The following is a 16,164-nucleotide window of genomic DNA, read 5'->3' on the forward strand; positions in this document are numbered from 1 at the left end:
ACACGCCTTAAGAGACCCCAAATGCTGGACATTAAAGCCCTTCGCGCAAATCCTAAAGCCATTGCCGAGTCACTAAAAAGGCGTGGCTTTGTCTTTAATCTCGAACACTTTGAGACGCTGGAAGAGCGCCGCAAGCAGTTACAAATCCAGACCGAACAGCTTCAAGCGCAGCGTAACGCCCGCTCCAAAGCCATCGGTCAGGCTAAAGCCAATGGGCAGGAGATCGCCCCGCTGCTCGCCGACGTGGAGCAGTTAGGCGAACAATTGGCCGCCGGCAAACAGGCACTCGATGCGGTGCAAAGCCAGCTTGACGACTTGCTGCTGGGCTTGCCCAATCTGCCGCATGACAGCGTGCCGAGCGGCAAAAGTGAAGAAGACAATCAAGAAGTGCGCCGCTTCGGGCAGGCGCGCCAATTTGACTTTGCCGTCCTTGACCACGTGGCGCTGGGCGAGCAGCACGGCGGGATAGACTTTGCCCGCGCGGTGAAGCTTTCCGGTGCGCGTTTTGCCCTGCTGCGCGGCAAAATCGCCCGCCTGCACCGCGCACTGGCGCAGTGGATGCTCGATTTGCATATCCATCAGCACGGCTATGAAGAGTGCTACACGCCCTATCTGGTACAGGCAGAGGCGCTGCAAGGCACCGGCCAACTGCCCAAGTTTTCCGATGACCTGTTCCGCCTGCCGCGCGAAGGCGCAGTGGACATGTACCTTATCCCCACCGCCGAAGTGCCGCTGACCAACCTGGTCGCCGGTGAAATTATCGAAGCGGCGCAATTGCCGCTGAAACAGGTCGCCCACACCCCCTGTTTTCGCAGCGAAGCAGGCGCATCCGGTCGTGATACGCGCGGCATGATCAGGCTGCACCAGTTCGATAAAGTCGAGCTGGTGCAACTAGTCGAACCCGAACAATCCGAACAAGCGCTGGAAGAACTCACCAGTCATGCGGAAAAAGTCCTGCAATTATTGAAACTGCCCTACCGCGTCATGCTGCTGTGCAGCGGCGATATGGGCTTTTCCGCCAGCAAAACCTACGATTTGGAAGTCTGGATACCCAGCCAAAACCAATACCGCGAGATTTCCTCCTGCTCCAACTGCACGGACTTCCAAGCCCGCCGCATGCAAGCGCGTTATCGCAAGCCCTCAACCGGCAAACCCGAATTGCTGCACAGCCTAAACGGCTCTGGCCTTGCGGTAGGGCGCACCTTGGTCGCGGTACTGGAAAACTACCAGCAGGCCGATGGCAGCATCGAAATCCCCGAAGTGCTGCTGCCTTATATGGGAGGAATTAGTCGTATTGATTAAGGCAAACAGCAATGCCAGGCAATAACGCGGTAGTACGCAAATCTTCCCCTCTCCCATTGATGGGAGAGGGGTAATGGCTTGGCTTAATGCGCGCAAACTTGCACTGATTAAGCCTTTATTTTTTAGCTGGAAAGTTCAACCAGCAGTTTATTTAACCGCCGTACATAAGTGGCGGGGTCTTGCAGCGTATTACCCGCGGCAAGAGCCGCTTGGTCAAACAGGATATGGGCAAGCTCAATAAATCGCTCTTCATCTTGCTCGTTATCGAGTTTTTCCAATAGCGGATGGCTGGGGTTGTATTCAAAGACCGGTTTGCCTTCTGGGATTGGTTGTCCGCTGGCGGCGAGGATTTGGCGCATTTGCACGCCCATATCGGTTTCGCCCATGGCCAAAATGGCCGCCGAATCGGTTAAGCGGTGCGATACGCGTACTTCTGACACGCTGCTTTCCAGCGCTTTTTTTAGCCGTTCGGTTAACCCCTGTTTGGCTTTGGCTGCTTCTTCTTGCGCTTTTTTATCCTCTTCCGAATCCAGTTTTCCTAAATCCAAATCACCGCGAGCGACATCGACAAAAGACTTGCCGTTAAATTCGGTTAAATAACCCATCAGCCATTCATCAATGCGGTCACTGAGCAATAAGACTTCAATGCCTTTTTTACGGAAGACTTCCAAATGCGGGCTGTTTTTAATTTGCGCGTAACTTTCGCCGGTTAAATAATAGATTTTATCTTGGCCTTCTTGGGCACGTGCCAAATAGTCTGCCAGCGATACTTTTTGTTCAGCGCTATCTTCATGGGTAGAAGCAAAGCGCAAGAGACCTGCAATTTTTTCGCGGTTGGCAAAGTCTTCCGCCGGGCCTTCTTTTAATACCTGACCGAAGTTTTTCCAGAAACGGGTATATTTTTCACCGTCTTTGCTGAGTTTTTCCAGCATATCCAGCACGCGCTTGGTCAGCGCGGCTTTCATTGAATCAATCAGCGGGTCTTTTTGCAGGATTTCGCGCGAGACATTAAGAGATAAGTCATTGGAATCGACCACGCCTTTAATAAAGCGCAAATACAGCGGCAGGAAGGAGTCGGCCTGGTCAAGAATAAACACGCGCTGCACATAGAGTTTAAGGCCGCGCGGCGCTTCGCGTTGGTACAAATCAAAAGGCGCGCGCGCGGGAAGATAAAGCAGCGAGTTGTATTCCAGCTTGCCTTCGACTTTGTTATGGCTCCAGCTTAATGGGTTTTCAAAGTCGTGGCTGATGTGTTTGTAGAACTCTTGGTATTCTTCATCTTTAATTTCCGCGCGTGGGCGCACCCATAACGCGCTGGCACGGTTAATGGTTTCCCACTCAGCGGCTTTTTCTTCTTTTTCTTTATCTTCTTCTGCCGAATAATCTTCCTTGGGCAGTTCTATCGGCAGGGCGATATGGTCGGAGTATTTTTTAATAATGCTGTGCAGTCGCCAGCCGTCGGCAAACTCTTCTTCGCCGCTTTTAAGGTGCAATACAATGCGTGTGCCGCGTTCTTGTTTATCGACTGTGGCAATTTCAAAACTGCCTTCACCCTGGCTTGACCAGTGCACGCCTTTGCTTGCCGCAAGACCTGCGCGGCGGCTGTAGACATCCACTTTATCAGCAACAATAAAGGCCGAATAAAAGCCCACGCCAAATTGGCCGATAAGCTGTGCGTCTTTTTTCTGGTCGCCGGATAAGCTACTTAAAAATTCACTGGTACCGGATTTTGCGATAGTACCCAAGTGGCTAATCACTTCATCACGGCTCATGCCAATGCCGTTATCTTCAATGGTTAAGGTTTTGCCTTCTTTATCAAAGGAGATACGGATTTTAAGCGGGCTGTTATCTTCAAGCAGTTCTGGTTTTGCCAAGGCTTCAAAGCGCAGTTTATCGGCGGCGTCAGAGGCGTTGGAGATTAACTCGCGCAAGAATATTTCCTTGTTGGAATACAAGGAATGAATCATCAGATGCAGTAATTGTTTAACCTCAGTCTGAAATCCCAAGGTTTGTTTTTGATTTTCGCTCATGTGTCAATCTCCAATAGCAGGCACAGTGGTCTGCAATATGGGGATTGATTACGTTATTTCAAGTGCTTTGGTCTTCTGTGCCCAGCTTACTTTGTACCATGACGGAAAGCACCGCCGAATGAAACTCGCGTCGATATAAAACCAGCACCACAGCCGCCGTTGCCAGCATAAACAGCCAAGGGCTGATAAACCAGGCCAGTATCACCATGCCGAAATAGTAGGAGCGTAGCCCTAAGTTAAATTGATTGGCGGCCATGGAAATCACTTGTGCCATGCGCAGGGCGCAGGCTTTGCGCTCCTCATTGGTGACTGACGGCTCAGAAGGCGTGGCGGCAGAGCCTATTAATACGGCAGCAAAGTTGTACTGGCGCATGCACCAACTGAAAGTAAAAAAGGCGTAAACAAAGACCATTGCCAGACAGAGCAATTTAATTTCGGCCAGTCCCTTTGAGCCATGTTGTATCCAGGGCAAATCTTCGAGCAGCGAGAGGGCGCGCTCGGAAGAACCGAGCAAGGTCAATATACCGGCCAAAATAATCAGCGTGCTACTGGCAAAAAATGACGCATTGCGCTCCAGATTCGTCACCACATTGGCATCGGCAATACGGTTTTCGCGCAGCATCAAACGGCGCATCCAGTTTTCCCGATACAGGTGCAGCACTGAAGCCAGGCAAGGTGTGCGCTGCCCTTTGTAAATGGCATAGCGGGTATAACCCAGCCAGCAAAGCAAAAACCACAGCGCGGCTAAAAGATTGGGCAATGTATCGTCGGCAAGAAGCATGATAGATTTTGTGGCAAATCAATAAAAGGTTAGTAGTATAAGGGATGCTATGCTGGCTCGCATCGCCAGCGTGCGTGTGCGACGCAGTAGCCGCAATATGACCTTTGACCTTGCTGCGCGAAATTTCAAATAATGCAAGTTCCCAAGAGGGATTTTCATGCTATTTAAATACATTAAAGCGTCCGTTATGTTGCTGGCACTTACTGCTTCTTTCAGCGGATGGGCACAGAATATGGATGACGCCAAGAGATCAGCCTTTGCTAAATATGAGCAACAAGACTATTCCGCTGCTTTGGCGGAATTATTGCCTTTGGCCAATCAAGGCGATACGTGGGCGCAAGACATCCTTGCTATGTTTTATAAAGATGGCTTGGGCGTTAAACAAGATTATGCGCAAGCGATGAAATGGTATCGGCGGGCGGCAGAACAAGGCTATGACCACTCGCAACATATGCTGGCACTCTTTTATATAATGGCTGATGAGGATAATCCCGATTTTGTGCAGGCCGCCATCTGGTTTGGTAAAGCCGCTGAGCAGGGTTATGCCCGCTCGCAATATATGCTGGGGACTCTCTATGAAGAGGGTGATGGCGTTGAGCAGGACTATAGTCAAGCGTTTAAATGGTATATGAAAGCCGCTGAGCAGGGAAGCGACAAAGCATTCAATGCGCTGGGTCGAATGTATGAATATGGCTTGGGCGTTGAACAGAGTGCTGAGGGTGCATTTAAAAACTATTCAAATGCGATAATGCGCGGCAATGAGGATGCGAAAAAAGGTCTTGATAGAATTTTGCGGGCGATGGGCTTTTCCATACCCAACGAAGAGACTACTGAATAAATTGCAGCCTCTATCTTTAAATAGATTTAATGCACCGCCAACTTAAATCTCGCCCGTTTAAGCCATTTGGCTTCTTGTTCAAAGTCGGCTTGGGTGAGAGGGTTGGCGGCTAGCCAGCCTGCCGGGAACTGGACTTCCAGTTGGTTTTTAGCCGGTTTTAACTGAACCTTTGGCATGGGCTGGCTGCCGCGGCTGTGGTGGAACAAGATGGCAAAGCGCAGTAATACGCAAAGTCGCAGCAGCGTGGTGCTGTCGCCTGCAAAATCTTCAAAGCGCTCGGGATCCAGGCGGCGGCGGTGGCTGCGTACCAAGAGGGCGATCATTTGTTGGTCTTGCCGTGAGAATCCGGCCAAATCGGCGTGTTCAATCAAGTAAGCGCCGTGTTTGTGGTAGTGGTAGTAGGCGACGACCTGGCCGATTTCATGCACGCGCGCGGCCCAGCCGAGCAGCTCGCGCTGCCAAGGTTCGGTGAGTTGCCAGCTTTCTTTGACTTGTTCCAACGCCGCCAAGGCTTGCTGTTCGACGCGGGCGGCTTGTTCCATATCGCTATGGGCGCGTTCGAGCATGGCGCTCAGTGTACGCTCGCGTACATCTTCGTGTTGATGGCGACCGAGCAGGTCGTAGAGTACGCCTTCGCGCAGTGCGCCTTCGCAGCGCTGCATCTGGGTTAGTTTCAGTGCATCGAAAATCGCTTCGATAATGGCAAGCCCGCCGGCGAAGATGCAGCGCCGGTCGGGTTTGACCCCGTCGAGATCGAGTTTGTCGGCGCTGCCTAATTTAAGGATGTGTTGTTTTAGCCAGGCGATACCTTCTGTGGTGACTTCGCCGTTGCCAAATCCGGCCGCCTGGCAGGCCAAGCCTATAGAGCGGATGGTGCCGGATGCGCCAATGACTTCCTGCCAGCCAAGACGGTTAAGCCCGTGTTCGATACCCATCAGTTCCAGGCGGGCGGCGGTATAGGCTTGTGCGTAACGCGCCGGGGTGATTTTGCCGCCTTCAAAATAGCGTTTGCTGTAGCCCACGCAGCCCATATGCAGGCTTTCGCAGACCAAGGCTTCAAAGCGCTGGCCGATGATAAATTCGCTGCTGCCGCCGCCGATGTCGACCACCAGCCGTTTGCCTTCAAAGTCCGCCAGGCTGTGCGATACGCCAAGGTGGATTAAGCGCGCCTCTTCGCGGCCAGAGATGACTTCTACCGGATGCCCCAAAATGGCTTCGGCGCGGCGGATAAAGCGCTCGCGGTTGCGTGCATCGCGCAGCGCACTGGTGCCGACCACGCGCACTGCACCGGTCGGCAGGCCGCTAAGCAGTCCGGCAAAACGGCGCAGACAGTCGAGACCTTTTTGCATACCGGCTTCGCTAAGCTCTCGGTTGTCGTCGATGGCGGCGGCGAGCTGGACTTTTTCGCCCAATTTCTCCAATACGCGCAGCTCGCCGTGCGCCGGTTTGACCAGCAGCAGATGAAAGCTGTTGGAGCCTAAATCCAAGGCGGCAACGGCGGGGAAATCTTTGCTGCGCATACCGGGCGCTCTAGTCGGCGCTGCTGGTTTCGTCGGGTTTGTCCAGCTCAAACGCCGTGTGCAGGGCGCGAACGGCCAGTTCCAGGTATTTTTCTTCGATAACCACCGAGACTTTGATTTCTGAAGTGGAAATCATCTGGATATTGATGTTTTCCCGCGCCAGTGCTTCAAACATACGGCTCGCCACCCCGGCGTGCGAGCGCATGCCGACACCGACGATGGAAACCTTGGCAATATCGGTGGTGCCGACGACTTCACGCGCGTTAAGTTCATTTGAGACTTGCTGCAAAATGCCGCGGGCGGCCTGAAAGTCGTTGCGGTGTACGGTAAAGGTAAAGTCGGTGCTGCCGTCGTGGCTGATGTTTTGCACAATCATGTCCACTTCGATATTGGCGGCGCTGACCGGCCCCAAGATGTGAAAGGCAACGCCTGGGGTATCCGGCACGCCGGATAAGGTCAATTTGGCTTCGTCACGGTTAAAGGCAATGCCGGAAATAATGGGCTGTTCCATATTGTCGTCTTCATCCAGGGTGATCAGAGTGCCGGGGCCATCGATAAAACTGTGCAGCACGCGCAGCGGCACGCGGTATTTGCCGGCGAATTCGACCGAGCGGATTTGCAGCACTTTTGAACCCTGGCTTGCCATTTCCAGCATTTCTTCAAAAGTGATGCTATCTAAACGCTGCGCTTTGGGCACCACGCGCGGGTCGGTGGTGTAAACGCCGTCCACATCGGTGTAGATCTGGCATTCGTCCGCCTTAAGTGCGGCGGCGAGGGCAACGGCGGTGGTATCCGAACCGCCACGCCCCAGGGTGGTGATCTGGCCGTCTTTATCCACGCCCTGAAATCCGGCGACTACGATGACTTTTCCCGCCGAAAGTTCAGCGCGTAGTTTGCGGTCTTCGATATGCAAAATCCGCGCTTTGCCATGGCTGCTGTCGGTGATGATGGGGACTTGGCTGCCGTTGTAGGCGACTGCCGCTACGCCACGGCGTTTAAGCGCCATAACGAGCAGGGCGATGCTGACTTGCTCGCCGGTAGCGAGCATTAAGTCCAGCTCGCGCGGGTCAGGCGGGGTGTCACCGCTGATCTCTTTGGCAAGGCCAATCAGCCGGTTGGTTTCTCCGCTCATGGCGGAAACGACCACGACCAAATCATCGCCGGATGCTTTAAAGCGGGCGATTTTGTCGGCGACCTGACCGATTCGTTCGGTGCTGCCAACGGAAGTTCCACCAAATTTCTGAACGATAAGTGCCATATTTGCGCGTCTTACTCCTGTGCTGGAAGGTTTTCGGCGGGCGAGGGCAGGGCGGTTTCTGCCGCGCCGTAATACTGCACGCCCAAGCGGATAATGTCGCGGCCTTGGGATTTGCGGTGGCGGTTGGTATCGCGCAGTGAGTAGATGCAGCCGCAGTATTCTTGCTGATAGAACTGCTCGCGCTTGCTGATTTCAATCATCCTTGCGCTGCCGCCGCCTTTGCGCCAGTTGTAGTCCCAGTAAGTAATGCCGGGATAAAGTGCGGCACTGCGTTTGCCGCAGTCGTTGATTTGCTGCATGTTTTTCCAGCGTGAAATACCCAGCGAACTGGTCATGACCGAAAAGCCATGTTCAAAGGCGTACAGCGCGGTGCGCTCAAAGCGCATATCAAAGCACATGGTGCAGCGCTCGCCGCGTTCCGGCGCCCATTCCATGCCTTTGGCGCGTGCGAACCAGTTGTCCGTGTCGTAATCGGCATCGATAAACGGGATGTTATTTTTTTCGGCAAAGCGGATGTTTTCTTCCTTGCGCAGCAGATATTCCTTTTCGGGATGAATATTCGGGTTATAGAAGAAGATGCTGTAGTCAATACCGGAAGCGCTGATGGCTTCCATCAGTTCGCCGGAACAAGGCGCACAGCAGGAATGTAGCAGCAAGCGCCCATCGTTGCCGCCGGGCAGTTCCAGCTTGGGACGGTTCATCAGAGTCTCTCTTGCACAAAGGGCGCGGCCAGCGCCAGCGCCTGATCGAGCTTGCTGACGTCGGTGCCGCCGCCTTGGGCGAGTTCTGGTCTGCCGCCACCTTTGCCGCCGATCAGCGCGGCGGCTTGTTTAAGCAGGTCGCCCGCTTTAATCCGCGTGGTTAAATCCGCAGTGACCGCGCAGACTAAAACGACTTTGCCGGACAGTTCCCCGCCCAGCAGGATCACCGCGCTGCCGAGCTTGTTTTTAAGCTGCTCGGCGAGTAGCGCCAGTGCTTTGCCATCTTGCCCGTCCACCCGTGCGGCCAAGAGCTTAATGCCGCCAATCACTTGCGCCGCCGCGGCCAGAGCGTCACCGGCATGGCTGACGAGCTGGGCGCTTAACTGCTCTTGCTGTTTTTCCAGCGCTTGCTGTTTTTCCAGCAGCGCGGTCAATTTGCCTTCAAGGCTGGCGGGATTGGTTTTTAGCTGCGCCGCCAGTTGTTTTAGCTGGTTTTGCAGACTGTCAACCCAATCCAGCGCCGCCTGTCCGGTGACCGCTTCTATCCGCCGAATACCCGCCGCAATACCGCCTTCGCTTTGGATTTTAAACAGCCCAATATCGCCGGTGCGGCTGACGTGGGTGCCGCCGCAGAGTTCTACGGAAAACTCACCCATGCTTAAAAGGCGCACCTTTTCGCCGTATTTCTCGCCAAATAACGCCTGTGCGCCGCGCTGTTTGGCGGTTTGCATATCGGTAATTTCCGTTGTTACCGCATGGTTTTGGCGGATTTGCTGGTTGACCCGCCGCTCGATTTGGGCAAGCTCGGCCTCGCTTACCGCCTCAAAGTGGCTGAAGTCAAAGCGCAGCCTATTGCTTTCCACCCGCGAGCCTTTTTGCTCGACGTGCGCACCCAGTACCTCGCGCAAGGCGGCGTGCAGCAAATGGGTGGCGGAGTGGTTCAGCGCAATGGCTTGGCGCAGGGAGCTGTCAATCTGCGCCTTAACCGTTTGACCCAAGGTAAGGCTGCCGCAAGTCAACACGCCATGATGCAGATGCGCACCGCTGGCCGATTTACTGCAATCGCGTACTTCAAAGCGCAATCCTTGCCCCGTGAGCAAACCGCAGTCGCCGACCTGCCCACCGGATTCGGCGTAAAACGGCGTTTGGCTGAGCACCACAATGGCGCTTTGTCCTTCGCTTAATTGCTCGACCGGCTGGCCTTCAACAAAGAGGCCAATCACTTGCCCGCTGGCGGCGTTTTGCTGATAACCCAAAAAATCGGTCGTGCCTTCGACCTTTAATAAGCGGGTGTAATCAACTCCGAAGCTGCTGGCGGCGCGGGCGCGTTCGCGCTGCGCGTCCATTTCCCGCTCAAAGCCGGCTTCATCCAGAGTAAGCCCTCGTTCGCGGGCAATGTCGGCGGTCAAATCGTAGGGAAAGCCGTAAGTGTCGTACAGCTTAAATACGGTTTCGCCGGGGATTTCTGTGCCTTTAAGGTCGGCCAAATCCTGTTCGAGGATTTTTAACCCCTGTTCAAGGGTTTTGCTGAACTGTTCTTCTTCTGCCTGTAATACGCGCTCGATATGGGCTTGCTGGTCGATTAGCTGCGGATAGGCCGCGCCCATTTCCTTGGCCAGCGCGAAGGCCAGTTGGTAGAAGAACGCACCGCGTGCGCCTAATTTATGGCCATGCCGACAAGCACGGCGAATAATGCGGCGCAGCACATAGCCGCGTCCTTCGTTGGACGGCAGCACGCCATCGGCAATCAAAAACGAACAAGAGCGGATATGATCCGCCACTACCTTGAGTGAAGCCTGCCCCTGCTGGGTACAACCAATGACTTTGGCGGCGGCGTTTAGCAGGCTTTGGAACAGGTCAATCTCATAGTTGGAATGCACCCGTTGCAGCACCGCGCTGATGCGCTCCAGACCCATACCGGTATCAACGGAAGGCGCGGGCAGCGGATCCATGCTGCCGTCTGCGCTGCGGTTGAACTGCATAAAGACCAGATTCCAGATTTCGATATAGCGGTCGCCGTCTTCCTCGGCTGAGCCGGGCGGGCCGCCTGCTACTTCTGCGCCGTGGTCGTAGAAAATTTCCGAACAAGGTCCGCACGGCCCGGTATCGCCCATCGTCCAAAAGTTATCTGAAGCGTAAGGCGCTCCTTTGTTATCGCCGATACGAATAATGCGCTCCTTGGGTACCCCAATCTCATCGGCCCAAATCGCATAAGCCTCATCGTCATTGGCGTAGACGGTAATCCAGAGTTTGTCTTTGGGCAGCGCCAGCCAATCGGGTGAGGTTAAAAATGTCCAGGCAAAGTGGATGGCATCGCGTTTGAAGTAGTCGCCAAAGCTGAAGTTACCGAGCATCTCAAAAAAAGTATGATGCCGCGCGGTGTAGCCTACGTTTTCCAAATCATTGTGCTTGCCACCGGCGCGCACGCATTTTTGGCTGCTGACCGCGCGTTGGTAGGCGCGTTTTTCCAAGCCCAAAAAACAGTCTTTAAACTGGTTCATGCCCGCGTTGGTAAACAAAAGTGTCGGGTCATTCGCCGGAATCAGCGAGCTGGAGGCCACTTGGGTATGCCCGTTTTGCTCAAAGAAACGGAAAAAGGCTTCGCGGATTTGGGCGCTTTTCATCAGGTTTTTCATCGGCTTTGCAAAGAATGAGCCGCCCTTTAAGGCTGGCAAAGACGGCGATTATATCGGCGCTTTAACGGGGGCAGAAGGCGCTTTTTTAAAGCCGCACCAAAAACCCGCCGGTTTGGCGGGTTTCTTCGTAGCCCTAGTGCAAGTCGCTTCGCCGACAATGCTTGCGTGCAAGGGAATGGTCTTGTTATTTTGCCGTGGCTACAATGAAGCCACGCCAAAATAGCGAGGAGAACCCCAATGACCGCCGACACTGTTGTGAGGGCACGGATTCCGAGCGACGTGAAAGAACGGGCCATTTCCACCCTCGACCGTATCGGGTTGAGCGTGTCGGACGTGATACGCCTCACCTTGATACGCGTGGCCGAGGAAGGCCGTTTGCCGTTCGACCTGGCTGTGCCGAACCGCACCACGCGCAAGGCCATGAAGGAGTTGGCCGAGGGCAAGGGCAAGAAGTTCGACAGCGCCGAAGCGTTGTTCGAGGACCTTGGAATCTGACGTGCTGACGCCGCGCCAACACGGGCAGTTCAAGCGTGACGTGCGCAAGTGCGAGAAGCGCGCAAAGGACATGCGCAAGCTGCGCACGTTGCTGGCCTTGCTGATCGAGGAAAAGCCCTTGCCGGAGGGCTACCGAGACCATCCGTTGAAGGGCTCATGGGCGGGCTTTCGGGATGCACACATCGAGCCGGACTGGCTGCTGATCTACCGGATTTCCGGTGATGAATTGCAGCTTGCTCGAACCGGCACACACGCAGACCTATTCGACGAGTAGACCCAAAGTATTTTATAAGCCAGCAATGCGCTCGCGTTGGGCGGCGAGTTGGGTTTGTGCCTGGCTTATTTCTTTAAGCTTGCTGCGTTCTTTTTCGATAACGGCGGGCGGCGCTTTAGCGGCAAACCCGGGGTTTGCCAGTTTGCTGGCAAGTCGTGCGCGTTCGCCGTCCAGTTTGCCCAGTTCCTTGTCCAACCTTGCCAGTTCAGCGGTTTTGTCGATAAGGCCTGCCATGGGTACCAGTACGCGCAGATTGCCGACTAAGGCGGTAGCCGAAGGCGGCTCAGCTTCTGCGTCCGCCAAGACACGCACGTTATCGAGCTTGCCGAGCTTGAGCAGTAATGGCTCAAAGCCTTGCAAACGGCGCAAGTCTTCGGCGGATGCTTGGGCTAATAACAGGGGCAAGGGTTTGCCTGGCGAGAGGCTCATCTCTGCGCGAATTTGCCTGATGCCCAGCAGCAAGCTTTGCAGCCACTGCATATCGGCTTCGGCGGCTTGGTCGATTTTGTCGGCTTCAGCTCGCGGCCAAGGTGCGAGCATCAGGGTTTGTCCGTCTTTTCCGGCGAGCGGTTTAATGCGCTGCCAGATTTCCTCGCTGATAAAGGGCATAAACGGGTGCGCCAGACGCAGCGCTGTTTCTAAGACTTGCACCAAGGTGCGCCTGGTGCCGCGCAGTCGCTTAAGGCTCGCTTGTTTGTCCCAGAGCAGGGGTTTGGCGAGTTCCAGATACCAAGCGCAGTATTCGTCCCAGATAAATTCGTACAGCGCCTGTGCGGCAAGGTCAAAGCGAAAGGCATCCAGATGGGCGGTGACGCTTTGTTCACAGCGTTGCAGGCACGAGATAATCCAGCGCTCGGCAGTAGAAAGCTGTATGTCACCATCCAGTCCACAGTCCAGCCCTTCGCAGTTGGCCGCGACAAACTGTGCGGCGTTCCACAGTTTGTTGCAAAAATTGCGGTAGCCTTCCACGCGCCCCATATCGAACTTGATGTCACGTCCGGTTGTTGCCAGTGAGCAAAAAGTAAAGCGCAGTGCATCGGTGCCGTAGCGGGCGATACCTTCAGGGAATTCCTCGCGCGTTTGTTTTTCGATGGCTTTGGCTTGCTTGGGCTGCATCAGCGTGCTGGTGCGTTTTTCTAGCAGGGCGGGCAGTTCAATGCCGTCGATAATATCCAGCGGGTCAAGCACGTTGCCCTTGGATTTGGACATTTTTTGTCCATTGGCATCACGCACCAGTCCGTGTACGTAGACGGTCTTGAACGGAATTTGGCCGGTCAAGTGCAAGGACAGCATCTGCATCCGCGCGACCCAGAAGAAGATAATGTCAAAACCGGTCACGAGCACGCTGGTCGGGTGAAAAGTGGCGAGGCGCGCAGTTGGCTCGGGCCAGCCCAGTGTAGAAAATGTCCAAAGGGCAGAGCTGAACCAGGTATCCAGTACGTCCTCATCCTGCAAAAGCTGCGTATCGCCAAGGGCGTATTTTTCGCGGACTTCTTCCTCGCTGCGGCCGACATAGGCCGCGCCGCTTGGGTCATACCAAGCCGGAATACGATGCCCCCACCAAAGCTGGCGGCTGATGCACCAGTCTTGAATATCACGCATCCAGGCAAAGTACATGTTCTCGTAGGATTTGGGCACAAAATCAATGCGCCCGTCTTGCACCGCCGCAACGGCTTTTTCGGCCAGGGACTTTGTGGAAACGTACCATTGGTCGGTTAACCAAGGCTCGATAATGCTGCCGGAGCGGTCGCCTTTGGGGACTTTAAGGTGGTGCGGCTCGACTTTTTCGAGCAGACCTGCGGTTTCTAAATCTTCGAGGATTTTTTCCCGAGCGGCAAAGCGTTCCAGCCCTGCATAACGGGCGGGCAAATCAGGGCTGACGGCGAGCGACGGCTGGCCTTGGTAATCCCAAACTTCGGCCTCACTAAGCAGTACGGCGTTTTTGTCGAAGATATTGATCAGCGGCAGATTGTGCCGCTTGCCGACTTCGTAATCGTTAAAGTCATGTGCGCTGGTGATTTTGACGCAACCGCTACCAAAAGCCGGGTCGCAATAGTTATCCGCAATAATGGGAATACGTCTGCCGCTTAATGGCAGTTCCACAAACTGACCGATCAGCGCTTGGTAGCGTTCGTCGGACGGATGCACGGCTACCGCAGCATCGCCCAGCAGGGTTTCCGGCCGGGTGGTAGCGACCACCAGATGGCTGCAACCGTCCGCCGTTTTCTGCCCATCGGCTAGCGGGTAGCGCAGATACCACAGGCTGCCTTCGGTCTCGTGGTTTTCCACTTCCAGATCGGAAATCGCCGTGTGCAGCACCGTATCCCAATTGACCAGCCGCTTGCCGCGATAAATCAGGCCGTCTTGATGCAGGCGAACAAACGCCTCGCGTACCGCTGTCGATAAGCCTTCATCCAGAGTAAAACGCTCGCTCGCCCAGTCCACCGAACTGCCAAGACGGCGAATTTGCCTGGTGATATTGCCACCGGACTCGGCTTTCCACGCCCAGATTTTTTCCAAGAATTTTTCCCGCCCCAAATCGCGGCGCTTAATGCCTTGCGCGGCCAGTTGGTTTTCCACCAGCATTTGCGTGGCGATACCGGCGTGGTCAGTGCCCGGCTGCCACAGCGTGTTGCAGCCCTGCATGCGACGAAAGCGAATCAGTACATCAATAATGGTGTTGTTAAAGCCGTGCCCCATATGCAGGCTGCCGGTCACATTTGGCGGCGGAATCATAATGCAGTAAGGCGTGCCGCTACCTTGTGGGGCGAAATACTGGTTTTGTTCCCAAAAGGTATACCAGCGGGTTTCAATAGCGTGCGGTTGGTAGGTTTTATCCATAGCGGATGGGCTTTATGCAATGCTTGGCGGAAAACGCACGAGTATAGCAAAGGCCGCTATTTTAAGTGGCTTTAGGCGAGGCCTCGGCTTAATACCAAGAGGGCGATGTCGTCTTTCATGTCGGCGAGGTCATCCAATCCCAAGCGCTTGCGCAAACCTTCAAGGCTGCCGCCCGCCTCGCGCACCACTTCAGGCAGCGCGGCTTCTTTATCCTGTAGGGACGCACCGGGCAGCAGGTCAAAAATACCGTCTGAATACAGGCTCAAGCTAAAGGCTTGCGGTAAATCCATGCTTTGGTCGGAATATTGGGCTTCTGCGAACAATCCCAGCGGCTGGCCTTTACCCTGCAAATAGTGCGCTTTGTCTTCGCTAAACAGCACCGGCAGCGGCAGATGACCGCCGATGCTGTAGGTTAAGCGGTTCTGCCGGTGATCAATCACGCCGCCGAGCATGGTCAAATGCTTGCCCAAGTTGCAATTAAGCAGGCCGCGATTGATATGCGCGAGAATGTCGGACGGGCGAAACTCAGGTAGCTTGCCACTACGCCTGGACTCGTAGAGCAGGCGGATGGTCATAAACTTAAGCAGCACGGTGACAAAGGCCGAAGACGCGCCGTGGCCGGACACATCGGCCAAATAGAACGCCATGCGGTGCTCATCCACGCGAAAATAATCCACAAAATCGCCGGACAAGTAGAGCGACGGGATGATTTTGTAAGCAAGATGCAGATCGTCAATCTGTAGGGGCGATTCGGGCAGGATATTAAGCTGTACCTGCCGCCCGGCGATTTGGTCTTCTTCCAATAAGCACAGACTGCCTGCGAGCTCGTGGTTGGCTGCTTCCAGTTTTTCACGGTAACGGCGGTTTTCCTGGCGAAGGCGCACCCTATCCAAAGCGCGGCGCAGCGAATGGTCGAGCGCGGAAAGTTCGGCCACCGGCTTGATTAAATAATCCGCTGCGCCCAAGCGCAGTGCCTCCACCACATCACTGGCCGCTTGCGCCGCTGATACCACAATAACCGGCACACGGGTTTCCCGGTTATTGGCGAGGTCAAACAGTGCCAAGGCATTAAGTCCCGGCATACACAAATCGCAAATCAGCAGACTGGGGCTTTCCCGCTCAAGCAGCGCCAAACCCTGTGCGGCATTGTCTGCCTGCAATACTGCGTAACCTTGGTCTTGCAGGTGCGTGGCGAGGTGCAGGCGAGAGGCTTGGTCGTTATCAATAATCAGCAATCTGCCAAGACAGGCCATGAGATACCCAATAAAAAAGCCCACGCTAAGAGCGCAGGGCAGGTGGAATAGGTCAACGGTAGCGTCAACTTAAAGCAGGTTCAAGCGGCGAGGGTATGTTAAGCCTAATCACCCAAACTTTTTTCCAAGAACCGCTTGACAGTGGTTTTGGTATCTGTAGAATGCGCACCTCGCTTGAGGCGGCGCCGGAAACGGGCGGTCTGGAAGGGTTTTTAAAGCCTCTTTCTTTGCCTTG

General features: G+C 54.7%; 12 protein-coding genes. 4 read left to right on the forward strand and 8 right to left on the reverse strand.

All coding sequences use genetic code 11. The features are described 5' to 3' along the window. Positions 1-21: 21 nt before the first annotated feature. Positions 22-1,302 (forward strand): serine--tRNA ligase, encoded by a 1,281-nt coding sequence (gene serS / locus AXE65_RS03925; RefSeq protein WP_068388407.1) that lies wholly within the window; start codon positions 22-24, stop codon positions 1,300-1,302. A gap of 122 nt (positions 1,303-1,424) precedes the next feature. Here serS and htpG read toward each other — a convergent pair whose 3' ends face one another. Both htpG and AXE65_RS03935 read right to left on the reverse strand, forming a co-directional pair. Then, positions 1,425-3,332: a molecular chaperone HtpG gene (htpG, locus tag AXE65_RS03930; protein WP_068388410.1), complete on the reverse strand. Its 1,908-nt coding sequence runs from the start codon at positions 3,330-3,332 to the stop codon at positions 1,425-1,427. Positions 3,333-3,390: 58 nt separating this feature from the next. Next, the gene (locus AXE65_RS03935) at positions 3,391-4,113 is read right to left on the reverse strand and encodes a DUF599 domain-containing protein (RefSeq protein ID WP_068388412.1); all 723 of its coding nucleotides are present in this window, start codon (positions 4,111-4,113) and stop codon (positions 3,391-3,393) included. Between the two features lie 157 nt (positions 4,114-4,270). On the opposite strand from AXE65_RS03935, the gene AXE65_RS03940 reads away from it, so the two are divergent. Beyond that, complete coding sequence (locus AXE65_RS03940; protein WP_068388416.1) at positions 4,271-4,951, forward strand: tetratricopeptide repeat protein; 681 nt, start codon at positions 4,271-4,273, stop codon at positions 4,949-4,951. 26 nt (positions 4,952-4,977) lie between these two features. Here the strand turns inward: AXE65_RS03940 and AXE65_RS03945 are convergent, their stop codons facing one another. Genes AXE65_RS03945 through alaS form a run of 4 tightly spaced genes read right to left on the reverse strand, consistent with a single transcriptional unit; the run spans position 4,978 to position 11,054 of the window. Continuing rightward, the gene (locus tag AXE65_RS03945; RefSeq protein ID WP_068388418.1) at positions 4,978-6,471 is read right to left on the reverse strand and encodes a Ppx/GppA phosphatase family protein; all 1,494 of its coding nucleotides are present in this window, start codon (positions 6,469-6,471) and stop codon (positions 4,978-4,980) included. Between the two features lie 10 nt (positions 6,472-6,481). Then, complete coding sequence (locus AXE65_RS03950; RefSeq protein ID WP_068388421.1) at positions 6,482-7,729, reverse strand: aspartate kinase; 1,248 nt, start codon at positions 7,727-7,729, stop codon at positions 6,482-6,484. Positions 7,730-7,740: 11 nt separating this feature from the next. Next, on the reverse strand, positions 7,741-8,430 hold the full coding sequence (locus tag AXE65_RS03955; RefSeq protein WP_068388424.1) for an epoxyqueuosine reductase QueH: 690 nt from the start codon (positions 8,428-8,430) through the stop codon (positions 7,741-7,743). Continuing rightward, positions 8,430-11,054 (reverse strand): alanine--tRNA ligase, encoded by a 2,625-nt coding sequence (alaS, locus tag AXE65_RS03960; protein ID WP_068388444.1) that lies wholly within the window; start codon positions 11,052-11,054, stop codon positions 8,430-8,432. The genes AXE65_RS03955 and alaS overlap by 1 nt, the downstream gene beginning before the upstream one ends. 249 nt (positions 11,055-11,303) lie before the next feature. Between alaS and AXE65_RS03965 the strand changes: the two genes are divergently transcribed. After that, positions 11,304-11,561 (forward strand): type II toxin-antitoxin system RelB/DinJ family antitoxin, encoded by a 258-nt coding sequence (locus tag AXE65_RS03965; protein ID WP_068388426.1) that lies wholly within the window; start codon positions 11,304-11,306, stop codon positions 11,559-11,561. Position 11,562: 1 nt separating this feature from the next. Next, entirely contained in the window at positions 11,563-11,835 is a 273-nt protein-coding gene (locus AXE65_RS03970; protein WP_068388432.1) for a type II toxin-antitoxin system YafQ family toxin, read from the forward strand. A gap of 12 nt (positions 11,836-11,847) precedes the next feature. Here the strand turns inward: AXE65_RS03970 and AXE65_RS03975 are convergent, their stop codons facing one another. Beyond that, positions 11,848-14,676 (reverse strand): valine--tRNA ligase, encoded by a 2,829-nt coding sequence (locus AXE65_RS03975; RefSeq protein WP_068388435.1) that lies wholly within the window; start codon positions 14,674-14,676, stop codon positions 11,848-11,850. A 71-nt stretch (positions 14,677-14,747) separates the two neighbouring features. After that, positions 14,748-15,929, reverse strand: a complete 1,182-nt coding sequence (locus tag AXE65_RS03980; protein ID WP_068388438.1) for a PP2C family protein-serine/threonine phosphatase — start codon at positions 15,927-15,929, stop codon at positions 14,748-14,750. Between the last annotated feature and the right edge of the window lie 235 nt (positions 15,930-16,164).

This window comes from Ventosimonas gracilis, assembly GCF_001580025.1.
In the GTDB taxonomy this organism is placed as follows: Bacteria; Pseudomonadota; Gammaproteobacteria; order Pseudomonadales; family Pseudomonadaceae; genus Ventosimonas; species Ventosimonas gracilis.